The sequence below is a fragment of the Rhizobium sp. RCC_161_2 genome, from assembly GCF_041355235.1.
GTDB lineage: Bacteria > Pseudomonadota > Alphaproteobacteria > Rhizobiales > Rhizobiaceae > Rhizobium.
This window is the reverse complement of sequence record NZ_JBFUPL010000007.1, coordinates 119,432-141,942: the sequence shown is the minus strand read 5'-3', so window position 1 is coordinate 141,942 and position 22,511 is coordinate 119,432. Positions and strand designations below refer to the sequence as shown.

Genomic DNA, 22,511 nt, shown 5'->3' with positions numbered 1-22,511 from the left:
CGACGACGCCAACACGCTCCGATTTTACAAATATTTTCAATGGCTCACGGATCAGTTGTTAAATGAGGCTTAGCAGCCTCATCGCGGCGCAGACGGCAGCGGACATATCGTGCCATGAACGCAACTGCGGCATGATTTGTTTGCCATTGCTTAGAACAACATCGCTACGATCATTTGCTGCGAGCGGATAACCGACGAAGATTGAGACGAACGGGAATGGTTTTTGTCGACAGCCGTCTCGACAGTCTCCTTACAGTCACAATCCTGTTCCGATCATTGGCTAGATGAACGAAAAACTGCAAACGAGGGCCGCACATGACAGAGACAAAGACCGTTGATCCGACCGAAGGCATTGTCGACTTCGACGCCGGCGAGGGCGAAGCGGCAACCGTGGTGGAAATGGACGACTATACCAAAAGCCTCGCCCAGGCGAAGGCCAAGTCGGTCAAGCTCGTCGATGCCATTACCGGCCAGACTCTGAAGAAGAAGGATGCCGTCCACGTCGATGACCTCCGCCCCTCGCTGGCGGACTTCATGCGGTTGAAACATCCCGACCTTCGCGCCGACGACTATATCAGCCGCAAGGCGATGGACGATTATCGCGCCCAATATATCGCCGAGCTTTTGACGGACGAGCGCGGCGAGCTTTCCAACCTCGAGGACGAGGTCGTCGAGAGCCTGAAGACGCATGACACGCTCGCCGAGAACATCGAGGAAGACTACGAGGATCACCGCTCCATCGGCGACCGCATGGCCGACATCGTCGCGGCCTTCGGCGGCAGCTGGACCTTCATCATCTCCTTCTGTCTGTTTCTGGCTGTTTGGATGGGCATCAATGCCCTCATGGGCGAGAACAAGGCCTTCGATGCCTATCCGTTCATTCTGCTCAACCTCATCCTCTCGACGATCGCCGCGCTGCAGGCGCCGATCATCATGATGAGCCAGCGCCGGCAGGAAGCAAAGGACCGGCTGCGCGCACTCAACGACTACAAGGTCAACCTGAAAGCTGAACTGGAAATCCGCCACCTGCACGAAAAAGTCGACCACCTCCTCAATCGGCAATGGGAGCGCCTGACCGAAATCCAGCAGATCCAGATCGAGATGATGCTGGAACAGGCCAAGGCCGCGACGCGGGCGATAAAAGTCAGCAAGGCATCGAAAGTGAAAACGAGCGCGCTGAAGAGCCTGTTTGGAAGCAAGGCCAAGGCAGCGGGGGCCGACGATTCGGAAGAGTAGAGGCCCGGGAAAAGCCTTGCTCATTGACATCCGCGATCGTTGTGACACCGTTCACGGCGGTATCCTGAACAACAGGTCGAGGCAAAATGGGCGAGCAGTCACGGGCCGTTATCACCACCGCCGAAGAGAGACCGCTTGAAGAATGGAACGATCCATCCCGCGGCAGAATATCCTGGCATACGCTTTTCAGCAGCGACAGAACCCCGACCGACAGCTTGACGGCGGGCGTCGCCGAGATCGCGCCGGGCAGCGGCGCCCTTCAGCCCCATCGGCACGAACAGCCCGAGATCTACTTCATTCTTGAGGGAACCGGCATCCTGACCGTCGACGGACGTGAAACGGTCGTCACCCCCGGCACCGCCGTCTTCATTCCCAGCAACGCGGAACACGGCATCCGCAACGATTCCAACGCGAATGTGAAGCTGCTCTACGTATTTCCCACCAGTTCTTTCGAAGACGTGGTCTATCGTTTCGGCGAGGATTGATGAGCCGGCGATGGACCGGATCATGCAGGTCGGGTCTGTTGGGGATATCAAATAGCTCCAACAAGTGGTTCGGAGCTGCGTCGACTGATCGGCTCGGATTTGCATCGGCGGAAATGATGGGATTCGAATCAACGATGCCCCTGCAGGCGTGTCGCATTTCGAGGGAAGGCGAACCTGTCGCCTTCCCCGATGTTTACTGACGCTTTTTACGCCAGGGCGCGTTCTTCTGCCAGTCGCCGGCCATGATGCTACCATAGGGGATCACTTCGTCGACCACTTCGGCCAAGCCGTAATGCTCGATCTGTGCCCGCACGTTCGCAGCGCTTTTGTAGGCGCTCGGCAGTTCCGACACATCGGCGAAACCGGAGAAGAACCGCGCGTCCAGGCCGCTTGTTTCCTTCTCCAAAATAGCCGCGATGTTGTTCGGGCTCAGACCTCGCGAATCCGCCCCGTACTCCGCAGACAACTGCCTCATATGTGCGCTGCGCGAAAAGTTGCGGCCGGCGCCATGCGGCGAGAAGCCGAGGCCATGGGCGGCATTCGAGCCGCGAACGATCAGGATCGGCTCCGCCATGTTGAGCGGAATGATGGTCAGATCGGTCGCATCGTCAGCCCAGTTGTCGAAGGCGGGCGTCGCACCCTTTCCGTGGTAGAACAGCCCGTCCGACTTACGGAAGACGAAGTTGTGTTCGTTCCAGAAGCGGTCCGCGACCTTGGCCGAGAGCTTTTCCGCCGCCATGTCGTGCAGGACATAGTGGTTTTCCTTCGTCCACTGGCGGATCGTCTGCAAGGCAGACCAGTAGAAGTCGCCTTCCTCGGTATCTGCCGGAATCCAGGCGTTTTCCCGATGCGTCTCGGGAGAAATGCGCTCACGAAACCGGTTCGCGACTTTCATGCCCTTGTCATAGAGCCGTGCTCCCGGTGCTCGCGATCCATGATGGGTCACAAGCGCCGTTTCGCCGGTCGACCTCATCGTTCCGACATAGGCGAAATGATTGCCATCGCCCTGAGTCGCGAAATGCTCAATGCCGACGCTCAATGCACCGTCGCGCAGATAAGGGTTCTGCTCAAAGGCCGAAAGCGTCGCCTCGGAAGGCTTAAGCTGCGCGCCGCGCGGACGACCGCCGGGACCGAAATGCGTCACGGCATGCACGGCATCCAGCAACGACTTCGGATCTGTGCCCGGAAAGATCGAGATCGCCATCGAGCAGCAGATATCGGCCGAATGCATGCCGGGATGGATCGCTTCGGACGCAACCACGCCGCCGACCGGGATCGTTCCGACCGGGCCTGCAGGGCAGGCGTCCGGCATGATCGCCGCGGAACGGACGACCGGCGTGCGTACCAGCGCGCGCATTGTCGCGTTGACCTTCTCGACATTGTCCTGCTCGAAGGCGTTCTCGGCACGGATGTTGGAATAGATCTCGATATCGTTGTCCGCCCTCAGGGCAAGCGTCGGCCCCGGCTGGAAGGCCCTTGCTGCCTCAAGCGCACCCGACACCGAGCCACCCTTGCTCAAAACCGCGTTGGCCGCGTCGAGAGCCGGGCGAAACCACTTTCCCTGGCTCATGCCGGCATCGATCAAATCCTGTCCGCTCATTACCGCTATCATTGTCTTTTCTGCGTCTGCAGTCCTTCTTGTTAAGTTGCTTATCTTCACACCGCCTGGGCGACGAGCATCGCCGGAGATCTATCTCACCGCACGCATTCCATGGGTCATGGCGCTAAGCGGCCCCTGTAGTCACCGGCGGCATTCGCCCAGGGCCTTCTCATCATCCCGGCGACAAGTTTTGGCAGGACAGTTTACTGAGCTACGCGCTCCCTTTCGGAACGCGGGACGATTTGAACGTCCGACCTGCCCGCCAAAAATCCGGCGGGCCGCTCTATCCCTGTAGTCCTGCCGGCATTCGCCAGATCATTCCATCCCCGCATAACGAGGATATGCATGCCATGCAGCGGCGACGAGGGTGGACGAAACCGGATGGCCCCGCTCGTGCCAGAGAGCGTATGCCCAGGAGGAGTCGAACCTGCCAGACCATCCAACTTTGGAGGCTGTAGTTCCGTCCGGCATTCGCCGCTGCATTTGGCCATGGCGACCAGATTTGAGGAAACAACCTGCTGGTCCTCCCCTTGGGGATCGCACAGCAGGGCGGGGTTCGAACCCGCGTCCCGAAGGGTAACCAATGTAGTTTCCTCCGCATTCGCCATGTCATTCCATTCGTCCGTGACGACGAGGTGTGGTGAAACGTCCTGCTCTATCCGCTGAGCTACGGGTCCATAAACTGGAAGACCCGACGGGATTCGAACCCGCGACCTGGAGGGTAACAGCCTGTAGTTTCATCCGGCATTCGTCACGGCTCCCCGCGCCGTTCACGGCGACGCGGGGGTATTGCTTCCTGTGAGCCCGTCAGAGCTCGATCGCCTCGATGGCTTTCACCCAGCCATCCGCTCCATTGCTATTGGCTGCGAAAGCCGTGATCACCCCATAGACGGCATCCGAGAAACCGCCGATGTTGAGCACGTCTTCCCGCGTCGGCGCCTGTGTGGTGGCGTGGGGCTGGATATCGAGGCAGACCAGCTTTGCAGCCGGGTTGACCCGCTTGATCCTCGCCCATTCCGTCATCACCGCCGTCGGCTGGCCACTTCCGCGTGCATCCACCCAGGACTCGTTGTCCGAGATGAACACGACGAGATCGACCTTGGCCTTCTCGTTTGCCAGCTTCTTCAGCGGCGCGGAGCAGTTGGTTCCGCCACCGCCGATTTTCGCCAGCTTGTCGGCATTGGTCATCACCGAATCCCGCCGGTTGAGACTGACGTTCACCACGTCATTCTCAAACGGCAACACCCGCGCCTTCGGATTGCGTTGCAGGAACGCCGCGGTCATCAGACCGGCGACATCGATGCAGCGGACCGAGGACGTCGCGCCCTTCCGGTAACCGGTCACGGGCGAGCCCATGGAACCCGACACGTCAGGGCACAGCACTATATTGCCCGTCAGCGACGGCACGTTGGCAATGGCGATATCCATCGCATCCTGAAGCGCATCCCGCACGACATCCGGAACCTGGCCATCGACCATCTTCCACGCCATCATCAACTGATAGGGGAAGACTTTTGCCTTGCGGATTTCATCCGGATCGGCAAGCCGTGCCGCCAGCGCCTCGGCAAAACCCTCGACCTCGAATACGCCGTTGCGTGCGAAGGTGTTGAGGTTCTGCCGCACCATCTGCCAGCCGCCCTTGCGGGCGATCTCGACCCAATGCTCCCGCGTCAGCGGCAGCGAGGTCAGCATCTGGAACGGGACGTCCGGCACTGGCACCGTCTGGTCATGTCGGAAGGCTTCCAATGCCTTGACGAGGTCCGGCAGCGCTGCGTAGTCGTGCGGCTTACCGATCGCCCAGGCATAGAGCGCCTTACGCTCTTCCGTAGCCGGCTTCGGATGCACCATGCGGATCACGTCGGCAAGCGACGGATCGTTTCCGACCATCGCACGCAGGATCTGCTCGGTGCTGGCCCGCTCAAGCCACACCTGCACCGCCTTCTTCGGCCGTGTGCCGAGCGACTTCCGACCGGTAGTGCCAGAGCGCATGACCTGCACGAAGCCGCGCAGCATCTTGCCGCTCTTCACCACCCGCGGGAATGCACGGGCAAAAGCATCGCTCTGAAGGCTGGAGAGCATGGCGAGCAACGTCACCGGCATGTCCTTCATGTGGCCCTTTTCAGCCGCGTAGACAGCCACCCTGGCGAGGAACTCCGGCTCGACCTGAAGGGCAAGCGTCTTTACCGCATCAAGCTGCTCGGCTCCATCCGCATAGAAGGTGCCGTTGAACGTGCCGGTGACCGCATATTGCGCCAGCGCCTCGCGCGGCGTCAGCTGGTAGGCCGGGGCCGCTTCATGATTTTTCGTATCCGTTCCCGGAAGCAGTTTCCCGAGGTAGGATTTGAAGATTGCCTTATTGACCATGACAGCACCTCTTTGTTGGTTCGTGCCAGATACATTTCAAGAGGCGTGCCAGTTTGGGGGGAAAGAGTGCGATACACACGAAATTTTCTCTCATCCATATGTTTTAAAAAGAGAAATTTTTATGCCTTGTCGAACGCAATCATGAATTGCTAAATTGATGGACCCGATTATATTATCTTTTGGTATTACTGTTTATAATTTTGGATAATCCATGAAGCGCCGCGTCGCTATCAGCATATTGGGAACCACCCTGGATGCGGGGAAATGGGAAAACCGCTGGAGCCGCTGGCGGCCCAATGTCGCGCTCTGCCAGCAACCCGGCCTGTTCATCGACCGGCTGGAACTGATCCACGACAACCACTCGCAAGCGCTTTGTCACCGCATCGTTGGCGACATCGGAACTGTGGCGCCGGCGACGGAGGTGCGGAGCAACGTCATCAACTTCCGGGATCCCTGGGATTTTTCGGAGGTCTACACGAGCCTCAGAGACTTTGCCCGCGACTACAGCTTCGACCCCGAAACGGAAGATTATCTCGTCAACATCACCACCGGCACCCATGTGGCGCAGATCTGCTGGTTCCTGCTAACCGAGGCCCGTATCATTCCCGGCCAGCTTTTGCAGCTCTCGCCGCCCAGAGACCGCGAGCCGGAGCAGGATTTCGCCGGCACGCATCGGATCATCGACCTCGACCTTTCCCGCTATGACGAGATCGCCAAGCGCTTCGCGTCCGAGCGGGAAGACGCCGCCTCTTTCCTGAAATCGGGGATTTCGACCCACAACGCCGCCTTCAACAGAATGATCGACGAGATCGAACGGGTGGTGATCCGCTCGACAGCCCCCGTTCTCCTGACTGGGCCGACCGGCGCCGGCAAGTCGCAGCTCGCCCGCAGGATCTATGAGCTGAAAAAGAGCCAGCGCAAGGTCAGCGGACCTTTCGTCGAGGTCAACTGTGCGACCCTGCGCGGCGACCAGGCCATGTCCACCCTGTTCGGCCATGTGAAAGGCGCGTTCACCGGGGCTGCCGGCGAGCGGGCCGGCCTGCTCAAATCCGCAGACAAGGGCGTGCTGTTCCTCGACGAGATCGGCGAACTCGGCCTAGACGAACAGGCCATGTGCCTGCGGGCGATCGAGGAAAAGAGGTTCCTGCCCGTGGGAGCCGATCGGGAGACGTCGGCCGACTTCCAGCTGCTGGCCGGCACCAATCGCGATCTCGGCGAGAATGTCCGCAAAGGCAGGTTCCGCGAAGATCTCTATGCTCGCCTGAATCTCTGGACCTTCCAGCTGCCGGCCCTGCGCGAACGCAAGGAGGACATAGAGCCCAATCTCGACTTCGAGCTTAAGCGCTATCTGGAACGTGAAGGCGAAAATATCACCTTCAACAAAGAAGCACGCGAACGCTATCTTTCCTTCGCGACCGGCCCGCAAGCCGTCTGGAGCGCCAACTTCCGCGACTTGTCGGCCTCTATTACCCGCATGGCGACACTCGCGCCGCATGGGCGCATCACCACCGATGTTGTTGACGACGAAGTCCGGAGACTGAAGACCTTCTGGCGCACCGCAGATGACGGGGATGCAGCCGAAGCAATTATCGTAGAACTGCTGGGCGCCGAAGCTGCCGCTCGCCTTGATCGCTTTGACACGCCGCAACTTGCCATCGTCCTTCATACCTGCCGAGAACATCCAACGGCAAGCGCTGCCGGCAGAGCCCTGTTCGCCAACTCGCGACTGGAGAAGAAGAGCAGCAACGATGCGGATCGTTTAACCAAATATCTTGCCCGCTTCGAGCTCAGGTTCGAAGACATCAGGAAACAAGGCTAGGCGGCCATCGAAAAGGCATTCCGATGCGCCTTGGACCTGGCCCACCAGAAGAAGAACTGCTGCATTCACCGGTAGAGCGGCGACTCACCGACGTAAGCTTGGGGGATGTGCTGACAACCAAGGGCCAATAATGGCGGAGAGGGTGGGATTTGAACCCACGATGCCCTTGCAGGCATGCCGCATTTCGAGTGCGGTGCATTCGACCACTCTGCCACCTCTCCGGTTATGCTGGTCGGCGCGTTTGGAGCGCGGCGTTCTCATAGCGAGTGACGGAAGGGATGGCAAGGGTGAATATTCAAGCTTTTCATCCTTTTGCCTTGACAGATCCGAGGCCCTTATGTATCCCCGCAACGCAATAGGTGTGGATAAGTCCGTGCCTTGGCCGCCTCGCTCTGTGCGAGGCTTCACCGGCAGATCTTTCTTGAGGCCGCAAGCCTTTGAAATCCCTGCTAAGTTTCGACTGATAAAAAGACGGCCACTTGTCCCTCGGGGCGAGAGAGCTGGAACGAACATGAAAGGATAAAAAATGTTCGCAGTCATCAAGACCGGCGGTAAGCAGTACCGCGTGGCAGCCAACGACGTGCTGACCATCGAAAAGCTGGAAGTTGTCGCCGGCGACACCGTAGAATTCACCGAAGTCCTCGTTATCGGCGAAGGCGCCGACGCTGCGATTGGTGCTCCCTTCGTCAAGGGCGCTTCCGTCAAGGCCGAAGTGGTCGAGCACAACCGCGGCAAGAAGGTCATCGCCTTCAAGAAGCGCCGTCGTCAGAACTCGAAGCGTTCGCGCGGCCATCGCCAGCATCACACGGTTGTCCGCATCACGGACATCGTGGCTGCCAAGTAAGATCACGGGACAAGGTTTAAAGGAGAACTCCAATGGCACACAAAAAAGCTGGCGGTTCGTCGCGCAACGGTCGCGATTCGCAGTCCAAGCGCCTTGGCGTGAAGAAGTTCGGCGGCGAAGCCGTCATCGCGGGCAACATTATCGTGCGTCAGCGCGGTACCGAGTGGCATCCGGGCACCAATGTCGGTCTCGGCAAGGATCACACCATTTTTGCGCTTACGGCCGGCAATGTGAACTACCGTACGAAGGCCAATGGCCGCGTGTACGTGTCTGTCATGCCGAAAGCGGAAGCAGCGGAATAACCGGTAGCGCTCGAAAACAGCCGGTGTCTCATTGACCCGGCTGACGCATCAGGTTCAGTCAAGAAAAGGGGAGATGGGACACCATCTCCCCTTTTTCTTTAACCTCAAGGAGGACTGAACCATGCAAGGCGAATTGTTAAGGGAAGACCAATCAAGGTCTCCCGAAGAACGGCTGAGGCCGGAGCGGTTAAGGACCGATTGCCCTGTCTTGTTATCGGAAAGGCTCGTTCTGCGCGCGCCCCACGAAGAAGACATTGACGCCCTTGCCCATCTCGCCAACAACGCCAACGTCGCCACTATGGTATCGCGTATGCCGCATCCGTATACGACCAATGATGCCGCCGATTTCGTGCGACGCACGAAGCTTGGCGAGATTGGCAAGTGCGTCTATGCGATTACCAAAGCCGATAACGGCGCCTTTCTCGGTTGCTGCGGCGTCGAGCCGACGGCCGACCCGGAAACGGTCGAGATCGGTTACTGGCTAGGCGAGCCCCATTGGAACCAGGGTTATACGACGGAAGCCGCCCATGCCCTGATCGACATGGTCTTCCGCACGCGCGAAAACGTCGCCCAGATCGATGCCCGTTGCCGGGTCATGAACGTCGCTTCGAGACGGGTCGTGCAGAAGTGCGGCTTCCAGTTCCAGGGATCCGGCCTTGCCGCGTCGCTGGCGCTCGGCAGCACGGTATCGGTCGAATGGTATCGGCTCGACCGCAAGACCTGGATGTCGCTGCGAAGCTGGGGAGGTCTGAGATGAACGCCCTCGCCCTTCCCCGCCGCGACGTCAGGATCCTGACGCCCGGACCGACCCCGATCATCCAGACCGAGCGGCTGACATTGCGTCCGCATCGGCTGGGCGATGCCGATGCGATCACGGAATCCCTGTCGGATTTCGCTGTCACGCGCATGCTCGCCCGCGTGCCGACGCCCTATGACCGGCAGGATGCGCTGGACTGGCTGGTCGAGCACACCGCCGGCCTCGACACCGGCTGGGAACTGGCCGTCACCGAGAAGGACGATGTCCATATCGGTATGGTCGGCATCGATCTCAGGCATGGCCGCTGGCATCTCGGCTACTGGCTGAACCGCTACTACTGGCGGCGCGGCATCATGGGCGAGGCGGTCGGGGCAACGCTCGAGCGTTTTGCCCGCCGCATGCCCGACGTCGCGGTGTTTTCCGGCATCTTCGCCGACAACCAGGCCTCGTTGAAGATGCAACAGAAGCTCGGCTTCGAGATCATCGGCTGCTCGGAGGTCTACAGCTTTGCCCGCAACACCATGGTTCCGCATATCGAAACCGTGCTGAAGCCGGGCGCGCTGCGGCTCTCGCGGGCGGCGTGAAGTCTTCAAAATCAGTCATCGCCGGTTCCGCCGGCGGTGACATTGCCGCCCGTCGATCTCGATCCACCGGATGTAAGATCGAAAGCATCGGCAGAATTGATCGCATGATCCTTGATGTTATGGGTCATCGACCGCACGATAGTCTTTGACCTCCGGCTGAACCGCCTATATCGAAGGCGACATGACGGGCAAATGACCGCGCCGCATATCCTGATGAATATGCAAAAGGGCGCGGTAACAATTGAAAAGAGCGCGTGGGCTTTCCCAATCCCGTTCGATCCGGGAAAGTCATGCGCCGATACCGAGTGACGGACGCAACATGAAATTTCTCGACCAAGCAAAAGTCTATATCAAGTCCGGTGATGGTGGCGCGGGCAGCGTCTCCTTCCGGCGCGAGAAATTCATCGAGTTCGGCGGACCCGACGGCGGCGATGGCGGCCGAGGCGGCGACGTCTGGGTCGAGGCCGTCAACGGGCTGAACACGCTGATCGATTTCCGATTTCAGCAGCATTTCAAGGCCACCATCGGCACGCACGGCATGGGCCGCAACCGCGCCGGCGCCAAGGGTGCCGATGTGACGCTGAAGGTTCCGGTCGGCACGCAGGTCTTCGAGGAAGACGAGGAAACCCTGATCTGCGACCTGACGCGGGAGGGCCAGCGCTATCGCGTCGCCGCCGGCGGCAATGGCGGCTTCGGCAACGCCTATTTCAAATCCTCTGTCAACCAAGCCCCGGACTGGGCCAATCCCGGCCTGCCGGGCGAAGAAAAGACCATCTGGCTGCGGCTGAAGCTGATCGCCGATGCCGGCCTCGTTGGCCTGCCGAATGCTGGTAAGTCGACATTCCTGGCCGCTGTCACCCGCGCCCGCCCGAAGATCGCGAATTATCCCTTCACCACGCTGCACCCCAATCTCGGCGTCGCCACCATCGACGGCCAGGAATTCGTGCTGGCTGACATTCCCGGCCTGATCGAAGGCGCCCATGAGGGTGTCGGTATCGGCGACCGCTTCCTCGGCCATGTCGAGCGTACCCGCGTGCTGCTGCATCTGGTCTCCGCCCAGGAAGAGAAGGTCGGCAAGGCCTATAAGACCGTGAAGCACGAGCTTGAAGCCTATGGTAACGAGCTTACCGACAAGCCGGAGATCGTGGCGCTGTCGCAGATCGATGTGGTGGACGAGGAAACGCTGAAGAAGAAGAAGCGCGAACTGGCGCGGGCCTGCGGCAAGACACCATTCCTTATTTCCGCCATCACCGGCAGCGGCATGACCGAGGTGCTGCGCGCTCTGCGCGACATCATCGTCGAAGCCAACGGCGGTGCTGGGCAGGAAGCGCCGATGAAGGCACTGAAGGTGCGCCATCGCGACATGCAGTCCTCCGGCAGTGAAGACGAAAGCGGGGACAACAGCGATCTCGATGACGAGCGCCGTAGTGACGGCGAGGAGCAGCAGGGATGACTGCCCGCAAGTCGCTCGATCGCTACCGCCGCATCGTCATCAAGATCGGCTCGGCGCTTCTCGTCGACCGCAAGACGGGCCTGAAGAAGGCCTGGCTTGATGGCATGTGCGCCGATATCGCCGCGCTGAAAGCGAAGGGCGTCGACGTCCTCGTTGTTTCCTCCGGCGCTATCGCGCTCGGGCGCTCGGTACTTGACCTTCCTTCTGGTGCCTTGAAGTTGGAAGAAAGCCAGGCAGCAGCAGCCGTCGGCCAGATTTCGCTGGCGCGTGCCTGGTCGGAAAGCCTGTCGCACGACGATATCGTCGCCGGCCAGATCCTGCTGACGCTCGGCGACACCGAGGAGCGCCGCCGCTATCTCAACGCGCGCGCCACCATCAATCAGTTGTTGAAGATCGGCGCCGTGCCGATCATCAACGAGAACGACACAGTCGCCACCAGCGAAATCCGCTATGGCGACAATGATCGCCTCGCCGCCCGCGTCGCCACCATGACCGGCGCCGATCTGCTGATCCTGCTGTCTGATATCGACGGGCTCTACACCGCCCCGCCGCATCTCGATCCAGACGCCAAGTTCCTGGAAACGATCGCCGACATCACGCCCGAGATCGAGGCAATGGCTGGCGGTGCGGCCTCGGAGCTGTCGCGCGGCGGCATGCGTACCAAGATCGACGCCGGCAAGATCGCCACGGGTGCCGGTTGCGCCATGATCATTGCTTCGGGCAAGACCGATCGTCCCTTGAACGCCATCGCAAACGGCGCGCGCTCCTCCTGGTTCGCACCATCGGGCACGCCCGTCACCGCCCGCAAGACCTGGATTGCCGGGCAGTTGCAGCCGGCCGGCGAACTGCATGTCGACGAGGGTGCCGTCACAGCACTCGGCGCCGGCAAGAGCCTGCTGCCCGCCGGCGTGCGCAAGGTCACCGGTCATTTCGGCCGTGGCGACACCGTTGCCGTCATCGCCCCTTCGGGCCGGGAAATCGCCCGAGGCCTCGTCGGTTACGATGCCGAGGAAGCCCGGCAGATCACCGGCCGCAAGTCGGCGGAGATCGAGGCCATCCTCGGCTATGCCGGCCGCGCCGCCATGGTGCATCGCGACGACCTCGTCATGACCGCGTCCGTCAAGACGAAGGCCGAAAAACTGAAGAAGGATGAAGCTCATGCTTGATACCGTCGCACAAAGCCCCGACATCGATGCGCTGATGAACGATATCGGCCGCAAGGCCCGGGCTGCGTCGCGACCGTTGGCATTCGCTTCGACCGAGAGCAAGAACAAGGCGCTCGCCGCCATGGCCGACGCCATTCTCGCCCGCAAGGATCATATCCTTGCCGAGAATGCCAAGGACCTGAAGGATGTCGAAGGCACTGACATCCTTGCCTCCTTCGTCGACCGCCTGACGCTCAACGACAAGCGCGTCGCCGAGATGGCCGAGGGTATCCGCGCCATTGCAGCGCTGGCGGATCCGGTCGGCGAAATCATCGCCGCCTGGGATCGGCCGAACGGGTTGAAGATCGAGCGCGTCCGCACGCCGCTCGGCGTCATCGGCGTCATCTTCGAAAGCCGCCCGAATGTCACCGCCGATGCCGGCGCGCTGTGCCTCAAGGCCGGCAATGCCGTGATTCTCCGCTGCGGCAGCGATTCGCGCCGCTCGTCGCAGGCAATCCTCGAATGCCTGGTCGAGGGCCTGAAGACCGCCGGCCTGCCGGAACATGCAATCCAGCTCGTGCCCGTCACCGACCGCGCTGCTGTCGGCGCCATGCTGCGCGGACTGGAAGGCGCGATCGACGTCATTGTGCCGCGCGGCGGCAAGAGCCTCGTAGCGCGCGTGCAGAGCGAAGCCCGCGTGCCGGTCTTCGCCCATCTCGAAGGCCTCTGCCACGTCTATATCGACGCCTCCGCCGATCTCGATATGGCGAAAGCGATCGTCGTCAACGCCAAGATGCGCCGCACCGGCATTTGCGGCTCCGCCGAGACGCTGCTGGTCGATGCCAAGGCAGCAGAGACGCATCTGAAGCCCCTGCTCGATGGGCTGACTGAGGCCGGCTGCGAAATCCGCGGTTCCGCCGAGGTGCTCCGCCTCGTACCTGGACTGAAAGCCGCAACGGAAGAGGACTGGTCGACGGAATATCTCGACGCCATTATCTCCGTCGCGATCGTCGACGGCATTTCCGGCGCGATCGCCCATATCGGCAGATATTCGTCCAATCACACCGAAGCGGTGATTGCCGAGGACCCTGATGTCGTCGAGCGCTTCTTCACCGAGATCGATTCGGCAATCATGCTGCACAATGCCTCGACGCAGTTTGCCGATGGCGGTGAGTTCGGCATGGGCGCGGAAATCGGCATCGCCACCGGCAAGATGCACGCGCGCGGGCCTGTCGGTGTCGAGCAACTCACCTCCTTCAAATACCGCGTGCGCGGCACCGGACAGATACGGCCCTGACGTGCACCACAGCCAAGAGATCGATTACCGCCATCTGCGCATGCCGCATGCCGAACGCGGCATGGTGGTCGGTCTTTTCGGCGGCTCCTTCAACCCGCCGCACCAGGGCCATGCACTGGTGGCCGAAATCGCCCTCCGCCGGCTCGGTCTCGACCAGCTCTGGTGGATGGTGACACCTGGCAATCCGCTGAAGAGCCGCAATCATCTGGCGCCGCTTGCCGAGCGCATCGCGCTCAGTGAGGCGATCACCCACGATCCGCGCATCAAGGTCACGGCTTTCGAGCAGACGCTCGGCATGAGCTACACGGCCAATACGCTCGCCTACATCAAGGCGCGCAACACCCATGTCAATTTCATCTGGATCATGGGCGCCGACAGCCTCAACACGTTTCATCGCTGGCAGAAATGGCAGGAGATTGCCCGCACCTTTCCGATCGCCGTCATCGACCGGCCGGGATCAACCTTGTCCTATCTCTCCGCGAAGATGGCTAAGACGTTTCAATATGCCCGCGTCGACGAGGACGATGCCCGCGTTCTCTGGAAGAAGCAGGCACCCGCCTGGACCTTCATCCATGGCCGTCGTTCGACGCTAAGCTCGACGGCCTTGCGCGCCGCGCAATAACGGCGTCCGCACAAGACCAAGCTGAATTTCAGGAAAAACCTCCAGAAATGAAAAGCCCGACGGGGGAGGAGATCCGTCGGGCTTTCAAACCTGATCAGCAACAGGGAGGAGGAGAGTTGCCGATCGTTATCGGAAGGCATTGGGAGGAGGAGATCGCCGTTCCGATGCTTAAGTTCTAGCAGATTTGACCGAAAGATAAATCGCCGATAGCGCAATGCAGCAATGCACTTAGATCATAGCTCTGAAAACTTCCTGCCCAAAAAACGCTTCTTTTACATCATCCGAAGGTGCGAGCAGGCGATTTAAAAAATCATACTTTTACCTATTATCGGCGAAAACGCACGATTCGTAACGTTGCGTCTCAGGTCGTGAGCGTTCGCCATTGTCTTGGGCGATTCTAGTCATGCATTTTCGCGATATCAAAGTCCCTCAATATGCACGGAGAATGAAAAACCCCATTAAATTCGTGTGGTTACGGCTGGCAGTGGCGCTATGCTTTTTCAGATATATCCCCTAGCCAAGCCTCGCCGACCGTTATATCTCTCGGAATATCTCGACAATCTCTGGGAGAAATATGATGGCCACCGGTCGCCGCCAATGGTTCAAACTTGCAACTACCGCCCTCTCCGCCGCCTGGCTCGGCCTGTCGACCATTCCGGCACCGGCGCTCGCCGCCGACAAGATCACCGTCTTTGCCGCCGCCAGCATGAAAAACGCGCTCGACAACCTCGACGCCGCCTTCACCAAGGAAACCGGCAAGCAGGTCACCGTCTCCTACGCGGCAAGCGGACCGCTGGCCAAGCAGCTTGAAAACGGCGCACCGGCCGACGTTTTCATCTCCGCCGACAAGAACTGGATGGACTATGTCGCCGAGAAGAAGCTGATCAAGGATGACAGCCGCGTCGACCTGCTCGGCAACGAGCTCGTCCTCGTCGCCGCCAAGGACAAGGCCAAACCTGTCGAGATCAAGCAGGGCCTGGACCTTGCCGGCCTTCTCGGCGACGGACGCCTGGCGATCGGCCAACCAGAATCGGTGCCCGCAGGCAAGTATGGCAAGGCCGCACTGGAAAAGCTCGGCATCTGGTCTTCCGTCGAAAAGAAGGTCGCCGGCGCCGAAAGCGTACGCGCCGCGCTCGCCTTGGTGTCGCGCGGCGAAGCCCCCTATGGCATCGTCTACCAGACCGACGTTTCCGCCGATCCGGGCGTCGCCGTCGTCGGTACCTTCCCGGCAGACAGCCATCCGCCGATCGTCTATCCGATCGCGATCACGACCAGCAGCACCAATTCGGACACGCAGGCCTATGTCGACTATCTGAAATCGGCTAAGGCTGTTCCGTTCTTCGAGCACGAAGGCTTCACGGTCCTGAAGCGTTGAGCCTCATCGTTCGACCATAGGCAAGAGCTTATCCCTCCAGGCTCGCCAGCTGTATTGGCGAGCCTGACATGTTTTGTGAGGCGGGACTTGGACGCATTGGGTTTGAGCAGCGACGAATGGACGGCGATCGAGCTGAGCCTGCGCGTCTCGACCGTCGCCATGCTGGTAAGCCTGCCCTTCGGCATCGTCGCCGCGCTGCTGCTTGCCCGCGGCAAGTTCTGGGGCAAGTCGATCCTCAATGGCGTCATCCATCTGCCGCTGATCCTGCCGCCGGTTGTCACCGGCTTCATCCTGCTCATCCTCTTCGGCCGCAAAGGCCCGATCGGCGCGCTGCTCGACCAGTATCTCGGCATCGTGCTCTCCTTCCGCTGGACGGGTGCAGCGCTTGCCTGCGGCATCATGGGTTTTCCGCTGATGGTCAGGAGCATTCGCCTGTCGATCGAGGCGGTCGACCGCAAACTGGAGGAGGCAGCCGGAACGCTCGGCGCCAGCCCGCTCTGGATCTTCCTCACCGTCACTCTGCCGCTGATCTTGCCCGGCATCATCGCCGGCATGATCCTCTCCTTCGCCAAGGCCATGGGCGAGTTTGGCGCCACCATCACCTTCGTTTCCAACATTCCCGGCGAAACGCAGACCCTGTCTTCGGCGATCTACACCTTCACGCAGGTGCCGGGCGGCGATGCCGGCGCGATGCGGCTGACGATCATCGCCATCACCATCTCCATGGCGGCACTGCTCGCCTCGGAATTCCTCGCCTATCTCGCCGGCAAGAGGGTAGATTTCGAATGACGCTCTCCGTCGATATCCGCCATCGGTTGGGTGCCTTCTCGCTCGACGCCGCCTTCACCACCGACGGCGGCGTCACCGCGCTCTTCGGCCGCTCCGGCTCCGGCAAGACCTCGATGATCCGCATCATCGCCGGCCTCATCCGGCCCGACCATGGCCGCGTCAGCCTCGACGGCGACGTGCTTGCCGACAGCGACAAGCATCTCTTCGTGCCGCGCCACCGCCGCCGCTTCGGCTATGTCTTCCAGGAAGCACGGCTGTTTCCGCATCTGTCCGTGCGACAGAACCTGAATTACGGCCGCTGGTTCGCACCGAAGAACGAGCGCGGCGAAAGTTTCGATGGCGTCATCGACCTCCTGGGCATCGAAGCGCTTCTCGACCGGCGGCCGGGAAAACTCTCCGGCGGCGAGAAACAGCGCGTCGCCATCGGCCGCGCCCTGCTGTCCTCGCCCCGACTGCTGTTGATGGACGAACCGCTGGCAGCACTCGACGAGGCCCGCAAGGCCGAGATCCTGCCCTATCTCGAACGTCTGCGCGACGAAACGAACGTGCCGATCATCTATGTCAGCCACTCGATCGCCGAGGTGGCGCGGCTCGCCAACCGCGTCGTCGTCATGCGTGACGGCAAGGTGGAAGCGATGGGACCAGCTGTCGAGATCTTCAGCGAGCTTTCCGGCCCGCAGGCGAGCGACCGTCGCGAAGCCGGCGTTCTGCTCGAGGGCCGCGTCGAGCATATCGACCACCAGCATCGCCTGACCATCGTCGCACTGAAGGCGGCGAGGCTCTTCGTGCCCGGCGAAGCCACTGGTATCGGCAAGACCGTTCGCGTCCATATTCCCGCCCGCGACGTCATGCTGGCAACAGGCAGGCCGGAAGGGCTCAGCGCCCTCAACATTCTCGACGGCTGCATAGTGGGGATGGGGGCTGCCGCCGATGGCACGGTCGAGGTGAAGGTCGATTGCGGTGGCGACATCGTGCTTGCCCGCATCACGCAATTTTCCGCCGAGCGCATGGATCTGCGTGTTGGCCTGCCCATCCACGCGGTCATCAAGACCGTGGCGCTCGAATCCTAGGAACGATCAGGACTTCGTGGATTGCGCCGCAATGGCCTCGCCATCGCTGCGATTGGCCTCCAGCCATGCGAGATCGCCGGCGATCGCCGCACGCACCGCGCTTTCCATGGAGCGAAACCGCTGCAACAGCTCTTCACCAAATGGCGTCAGCACCGCGCCGCCGCCCTTCTGGCCGCCGCGCTGCGATTCGACCACCGGCTCCCGGAACATGTGGTTCAATTCGCTGACGAGCAGCCAGGCGCGGCGATAGGACATCTCCATGGCGCGGCCTGCCGCCGAAATCGAACCGGTTTCGCGAATATGCTCGAGAAGCTCCATCTTGCCGCGCCCAAGCCGGTCCTGCCCGGAAAAATGGACACGGAGGACAGGCTTCAGGGATTGTTGCGGAGCTTTGGTCATGGCATCGGGGCGTTTCGGTCTGCTCTCGTGTATACGCGGCCTTCGTCCGCCTGTACATGGCGCGCAAATTCGACAGATATTGCCGCGCCGGAAGCCTTGATCGACATCCGGCATGAACAATTGCCCGTATATAGTGCGAAAGAACCAGCCTTTGACACAAAAGCGTGTCTTCACGGCCAATAGATACCGGCCGGCGTCTTGAAACCTTTATGCTTTGATGCCTATCTTTGTAGTGTGATCGACTCAGATCACCTATGTGCATGTTCTGTTACTCAAGGAAGGAAAAGCACTGACAACAGTACACGCCAAGGGAAGAACGCCTGTCGTTATCCCGAAGAGCCCGGAACGTGGCGTTGATGCCGCCGCCCGAGCCCTGCAAGCCGTCCTCGTTAGCCTCGAGGACTCCAAGGCCGAAAATATCGTCACCATCGACATTGCTGGCAAATCCGCGCTTGGAGACCACATGGTCGTCGTCTCCGGACGTTCGAACCGCCACGTCCTGGCGATTGCCGACCACCTGACCACCGACCTCAAGGACGAAGGCCTGGGCTCTCCCCGCGTCGAAGGCCTGGAAGGCGGCGACTGGGTGCTGATCGACACCGGTGACATCATCATCCACGTGTTCCGTCCTGAGATCCGCGAGTTCTACAACATCGAGAAGATGTGGGCCGCGCCTGACCTCGACGAGGGCACGTTGCACTAACCGGTTCCCGGAAGCACTTCCCGGTCCCGGCAGGCTATTTTGAAACGCCGGACATAATTGTCCGGCAACAGTCTATATGTGTGCCGCCATGACGGCGGATATGCTTGGGAGTGGGAATGCGAATAGGTCTTTTTGCCGTGGGACGGTTGAAAACCGGCCCTGAAAAGGATCTTGCGGCCCGTTATCTCGACCGTTTCGCCAAGGCCGGTCCGGCAATCGGCCTGGAACTGGCGCGGATGACCGAAGTGGCTGAAAGCCGCGCCTCCAACGGCGAAACGCGTAAGCGCGAAGAAGCGGTTCTGCTGCAGAAAGCGCATCCGGACGGCGGTATCCTCATTCTCCTCGACGAGCGGGGCAAGGCGCTCGACAGCGAAGCCTTCGCGGCTTTGCTCGGCACCTTCCGCGACCAGGGCAAGCGCGACCTGACGATCGCCATCGGCGGCGCCGACGGGCTCGACCCTTCCCTTTACGACAGGGCCGACGCCACCATCTGCCTCGGCAAGATGACCTGGCCGCACCAGCTCGTCCGCATTCTCATCGCCGAGCAGCTCTACCGCGCCGTCACCATTCTGTCCGGACATCCCTACCACCGGGTTTGACGCTCGGTCGGCGAGAGTCCAGCCGCTCGAAAACAGTTTGGCTTTGCGCCGTTTTGCGTTAACGGAACGCTCACACAGGCGTGTTTTGATTCCCGCCGGAAAAATAATGATGCTTCCTAGGTAATCGCGGCAAATCAGCTTAATTTCACGCGATCTAAAGGGACCAAGCCCGAACCGACTGGATGAGAAAAACCCCGCCCACGTTTTCCCGCCTGCTGCTGCCGTCCCTGGCGGTGTGCTTTGGCGTGGGTGCCTATGTGATCGGGCCATTTCAGTTCCGGGACATGGCGCTCGCGCAGGAAGATGGCGGCACGGTGGCGCAGGCGCCAAGCGACCAGCCTGCCGCCGCTCCTCCATCGATGGGACCGGCAGAACAGGCCCCGGATCCGGCGGCCGAACTTGCCCGCAAGCGCGACGAGACCCGCGCGGCATTGGAGGATCTGTCGAAGACGATCAGCCTTTCCTCCGACAAGACGAAAGCCCTGACCGACAGCATCGCCGCGCTCGACAAGAGCACTGCCAGCCTGCGCCAAGCCCTGATCGACAGCGCCACCCGCCGCAGGGATCTCGACCGCAAGATCCAGCAGAGCGAAAAGACGCTGACTGATCTGGCCGTGAAGGAAGACGGGATCCGCAAATCGCTGCATGATCGCCGCGCGCTGCTGGCCGAGGTTCTGGGCGCGCTGGAGCGCATGGGCCGCAACCCGCCGCCGGCACTGCTGGTGACGCCCGACGATGCCCTTGCCTCGGTGCGGAGCGCCATCCTGCTCGGCGCCGTCGTTCCCGGCATGCGCAAGGAGACGGACAAGCTCATCGCCGACCTGACCGACCTCACCAAGCTGCATGCCGCCACCGCCGCCGAGAAGGCTGACCTCACCACCACCATGACCAACAGTCTGGAGGAAGAGCGCCGCATGGATCTGCTGCTCAGCGAGAACGACAAGCTCAGCCACGAGAATGCCGAAAAACTCGACACCGAGCGCAAGCGCTCCGAGGAACTGGCGGGCCAAGCGACCAGCCTCGAGGGCCTTGTCGCCTCGCTGGAAAGCCAGATCGGCTCGGTGCGCGATGCCGCCGCCGCGGCGCGGGCGGAACAGCTCCGCCGGGAGCAATTGACCGATCAGCAGCGCGAGCAGGCCAAGGCCCTGGCCGAAAGCGGAGTGCCCGATAAAAACCGCATTGCGCCCGCATATCCGTTCTCCGATCTTAAACGGAAATTGGAGCTGCCTGTGGCGGGCGATATTCTCCGCCAGTTCGGCGACAACGACGGTACGGGACATACGGCGATGGGCATCACGCTCGCAACCGGTCCCGACGCACTCGTCACCGCTCCTGCCGATGGGACAGTCGTTTACGCCGGCGCGTTTCGCAGCTACGGCCAGATGGTCATTCTAGACACGGGCGACGGCTACCATATGGTGCTGTCGGGTATGGACGCGATCAAGACGCGTCTGGGCAAATTTGTTTTCGCCGGCGAGCCACTCGCGGTGATGGGCCAAAAAAGAGTCGCGAGTGCGACTGCATTGGCGCTGGAAACAGATCGGCCAACGCTTTACATTGAATTTCGAAAAGATGGGAAGCCGGTCGATTCTCGACCTTGGTGGACCTCAAAGGATACTGGAAAGGCACGCAATGATACGTAGGGCTTCTCTTGTTCTCGTTGGCGCATTGATGGGTGCGACCGCGATGAGCGTTATCTACACGGCTGTAGTGCCGGCGGAAGCCGCTGGTTCTTCCACGTACAAGGAATTGTCGATTTTCGGCGATGTCTTTGAACGTGTGCGCGCGCAGTATGTGACGCCGCCCCAGGAAGACAAGCTGATCGAAGCCGCCATCAACGGCATGCTGACCTCACTGGACCCGCATTCGAGCTACATGAATGCCAAGGATGCCGACGACATGCGCACCCAGACCAAGGGTGAATTCGGCGGCCTCGGCATCGAAGTGACGATGGACAACGATCTGGTCAAGGTCATCACCCCCATCGACGACACACCTGCCGCCAAGGCTGGCGTTCTCGCCGGCGACTACATCACCGCCATCGATGGCCAGTCCGTGCGCGGCCTGAAGCTGGAAGATGCGGTCGAGAAGATGCGCGGCGCGGTCAAGACGCCGATCAAGCTGACGCTGCTGCGCAAAGGCGCCGACAAGCCGATCGAACTCACCATCATCCGTGACGTGATCGCCGTTGCCGCCGTCAAGTCGCGCGAAGAAGGTGATGTCGGTTATCTTCGCATCATTTCCTTCACCGAAAAGACCACGCCGGATCTCGAAGCCGCAATCACCAAGATCAAGAAGGATATCCCGGCCGACAAGCTGAAGGGCTATGTCCTCGACCTGCGCCTCAACCCGGGCGGCCTGCTCGACCAGGCGATCAACGTTGCCGACGATGTGCTGGAGCGTGGCGAAATCGTCTCGACCCGCGGCCGCAATCCGGATGAAACCCGCCGCTTCAATGCCGGCCCGGGCGACATCACCGACGGCAAGCCGATCATCGTCCTGATCAACGGCGGCTCGGCTTCAGCTTCGGAAATCGTCGCCGGCGCCCTGCAGGACCTGCGCCGCGCCACCGTCGTCGGCACGCAGTCCTTCGGCAAGGGCTCGGTCCAGACGATCATCCCGCTCGGTGACGGCAACGGCGCGCTGCGTCTGACGACGGCGCTCTACTACACGCCGTCGGGCCGCTCCATTCAGGGCACCGGCATCACACCGGACATCAAGGTCGACCAGCCGCTGCCGGACGATCTGAAGGGCAAGCTGGTGACCGAAGGCGAATCCAGCCTGCCGGGCCACATCAAGGGCCAGAGCGAAACCGACCAGGGCTCCGGCTCGGCCGCCTATGTGCCGCCGGATCCGAAGGACGATCTCCAGCTCAACTACGCGCTTGACCTGTTGCGCGGCGCCAAGACTGATCCGGCCTTCCCGCCGAATCCGGAAAAGGCGGTTTCCTCCAAATAAGGAAACAGCGCCGGGCTGGAAACAGACCCGGCGCTTTTCATATCCGGGGCCGAGATGACTGATCTCATCTCGCTTCCGCCGCCGGAATGAGCGCGATCTCATTCGACATC

General features: G+C 61.1%; 20 protein-coding genes, 1 tRNA gene and 1 pseudogene. 18 read left to right on the top strand and 4 right to left on the bottom strand.

Annotated elements, in window-relative coordinates; genetic code table 11:
* Window positions 1-315: 315 nt before the first annotated feature.
* Together AB6803_RS19090 and AB6803_RS19085 are read left to right on the top strand one after the other, a co-directional pair.
* A complete protein-coding gene (locus AB6803_RS19090) occupies window positions 316-1,236 on the top strand; it encodes a DUF1003 domain-containing protein (protein WP_371110360.1) in 921 nt (306 codons plus the stop codon).
* Between the two features lie 86 nt (window positions 1,237-1,322).
* Window positions 1,323-1,721 (top strand): cupin domain-containing protein, encoded by a 399-nt coding sequence (locus tag AB6803_RS19085; protein WP_371110359.1) that lies wholly within the window; start codon window positions 1,323-1,325, stop codon window positions 1,719-1,721.
* A gap of 193 nt (window positions 1,722-1,914) precedes the next feature.
* On the opposite strand, the gene AB6803_RS19080 is transcribed toward AB6803_RS19085, so the two are convergent.
* A complete protein-coding gene (locus AB6803_RS19080; RefSeq protein ID WP_371110358.1) occupies window positions 1,915-3,321 on the bottom strand; it encodes an RtcB family protein in 1,407 nt (468 codons plus the stop codon).
* An 807-nt stretch (window positions 3,322-4,128) separates the two neighbouring features.
* On the bottom strand, window positions 4,129-5,685 hold the full coding sequence (locus AB6803_RS19075; RefSeq protein WP_371110357.1) for an RNA-binding protein: 1,557 nt from the start codon (window positions 5,683-5,685) through the stop codon (window positions 4,129-4,131).
* Window positions 5,686-5,896: 211 nt separating this feature from the next.
* Between AB6803_RS19075 and rtcR the strand changes: the two genes are divergently transcribed.
* Window positions 5,897-7,504, top strand: coding sequence for an RNA repair transcriptional activator RtcR (gene rtcR / locus AB6803_RS19070; RefSeq protein WP_371110356.1), 1,608 nt, complete (start codon window positions 5,897-5,899; stop codon window positions 7,502-7,504).
* 131 nt (window positions 7,505-7,635) lie between these two features.
* On the opposite strand, the gene AB6803_RS19065 is transcribed toward rtcR, so the two are convergent.
* Window positions 7,636-7,725 (bottom strand) — tRNA-Ser (locus AB6803_RS19065).
* 305 nt (window positions 7,726-8,030) lie between these two features.
* On the opposite strand from AB6803_RS19065, the gene rplU reads away from it, so the two are divergent.
* From rplU to modC, 11 genes are all read left to right on the top strand, one after another.
* Window positions 8,031-8,348: a 50S ribosomal protein L21 gene (gene rplU / locus AB6803_RS19060; RefSeq protein WP_007698856.1), complete on the top strand. Its 318-nt coding sequence runs from the start codon at window positions 8,031-8,033 to the stop codon at window positions 8,346-8,348.
* A 32-nt stretch (window positions 8,349-8,380) separates the two neighbouring features.
* Entirely contained in the window at window positions 8,381-8,650 is a 270-nt protein-coding gene (gene rpmA, locus AB6803_RS19055; RefSeq protein WP_007698853.1) for a 50S ribosomal protein L27, read from the top strand.
* 121 nt (window positions 8,651-8,771) lie between these two features.
* Complete coding sequence (locus AB6803_RS19050) at window positions 8,772-9,407, top strand: GNAT family N-acetyltransferase (RefSeq protein ID WP_007698850.1); 636 nt, start codon at window positions 8,772-8,774, stop codon at window positions 9,405-9,407.
* A complete protein-coding gene (locus tag AB6803_RS19045) occupies window positions 9,404-9,991 on the top strand; it encodes a GNAT family N-acetyltransferase (RefSeq protein WP_371110355.1) in 588 nt (195 codons plus the stop codon). The genes AB6803_RS19050 and AB6803_RS19045 overlap by 4 nt, the downstream gene beginning before the upstream one ends.
* A gap of 319 nt (window positions 9,992-10,310) precedes the next feature.
* Window positions 10,311-11,444, top strand: a complete 1,134-nt coding sequence (gene obgE, locus AB6803_RS19040; protein ID WP_371110354.1) for a GTPase ObgE — start codon at window positions 10,311-10,313, stop codon at window positions 11,442-11,444.
* Complete coding sequence (gene proB / locus AB6803_RS19035; RefSeq protein WP_371110353.1) at window positions 11,441-12,610, top strand: glutamate 5-kinase; 1,170 nt, start codon at window positions 11,441-11,443, stop codon at window positions 12,608-12,610. The genes obgE and proB overlap by 4 nt, the downstream gene beginning before the upstream one ends.
* A complete protein-coding gene (locus AB6803_RS19030; RefSeq protein WP_371110352.1) occupies window positions 12,603-13,886 on the top strand; it encodes a glutamate-5-semialdehyde dehydrogenase in 1,284 nt (427 codons plus the stop codon). Before proB ends, AB6803_RS19030 begins: the two co-directional genes overlap by 8 nt.
* A gap of 40 nt (window positions 13,887-13,926) precedes the next feature.
* On the top strand, window positions 13,927-14,508 hold the full coding sequence (locus AB6803_RS19025) for a nicotinate-nucleotide adenylyltransferase (protein ID WP_371110534.1): 582 nt from the start codon (window positions 13,927-13,929) through the stop codon (window positions 14,506-14,508).
* 577 nt (window positions 14,509-15,085) lie between these two features.
* Window positions 15,086-15,883 (top strand): molybdate ABC transporter substrate-binding protein, encoded by a 798-nt coding sequence (gene modA, locus AB6803_RS19020; protein ID WP_371110351.1) that lies wholly within the window; start codon window positions 15,086-15,088, stop codon window positions 15,881-15,883.
* A gap of 87 nt (window positions 15,884-15,970) precedes the next feature.
* Window positions 15,971-16,672, top strand: a complete 702-nt coding sequence (modB, locus tag AB6803_RS19015) for a molybdate ABC transporter permease subunit (protein ID WP_371110350.1) — start codon at window positions 15,971-15,973, stop codon at window positions 16,670-16,672.
* A complete protein-coding gene (gene modC, locus AB6803_RS19010) occupies window positions 16,669-17,742 on the top strand; it encodes a molybdenum ABC transporter ATP-binding protein (RefSeq protein ID WP_371110349.1) in 1,074 nt (357 codons plus the stop codon). Before modB ends, modC begins: the two co-directional genes overlap by 4 nt.
* Window positions 17,743-17,748: 6 nt before the next feature.
* On the opposite strand, the gene AB6803_RS19005 is transcribed toward modC, so the two are convergent.
* The gene (locus AB6803_RS19005; RefSeq protein WP_371110348.1) at window positions 17,749-18,141 is read right to left on the bottom strand and encodes a winged helix-turn-helix domain-containing protein; all 393 of its coding nucleotides are present in this window, start codon (window positions 18,139-18,141) and stop codon (window positions 17,749-17,751) included.
* 260 nt (window positions 18,142-18,401) lie between these two features.
* Here AB6803_RS19005 and rsfS point away from each other — a divergent pair.
* The 4 genes and pseudogenes from rsfS to AB6803_RS18985 all read left to right on the top strand — a co-directional run bounded on the left by rsfS (window position 18,402) and on the right by AB6803_RS18985 (window position 22,401).
* Window positions 18,402-18,844, top strand: a pseudogene (gene rsfS / locus AB6803_RS19000) (ribosome silencing factor).
* Between the two features lie 116 nt (window positions 18,845-18,960).
* On the top strand, window positions 18,961-19,443 hold the full coding sequence (gene rlmH / locus AB6803_RS18995; RefSeq protein ID WP_007698806.1) for a 23S rRNA (pseudouridine(1915)-N(3))-methyltransferase RlmH: 483 nt from the start codon (window positions 18,961-18,963) through the stop codon (window positions 19,441-19,443).
* Between the two features lie 212 nt (window positions 19,444-19,655).
* Entirely contained in the window at window positions 19,656-21,086 is a 1,431-nt protein-coding gene (locus AB6803_RS18990; protein WP_371110533.1) for a murein hydrolase activator EnvC, read from the top strand.
* Complete coding sequence (locus tag AB6803_RS18985; protein ID WP_012652981.1) at window positions 21,076-22,401, top strand: S41 family peptidase; 1,326 nt, start codon at window positions 21,076-21,078, stop codon at window positions 22,399-22,401. The genes AB6803_RS18990 and AB6803_RS18985 overlap by 11 nt, the downstream gene beginning before the upstream one ends.
* Window positions 22,402-22,511: the final 110 nt, after the last annotated feature.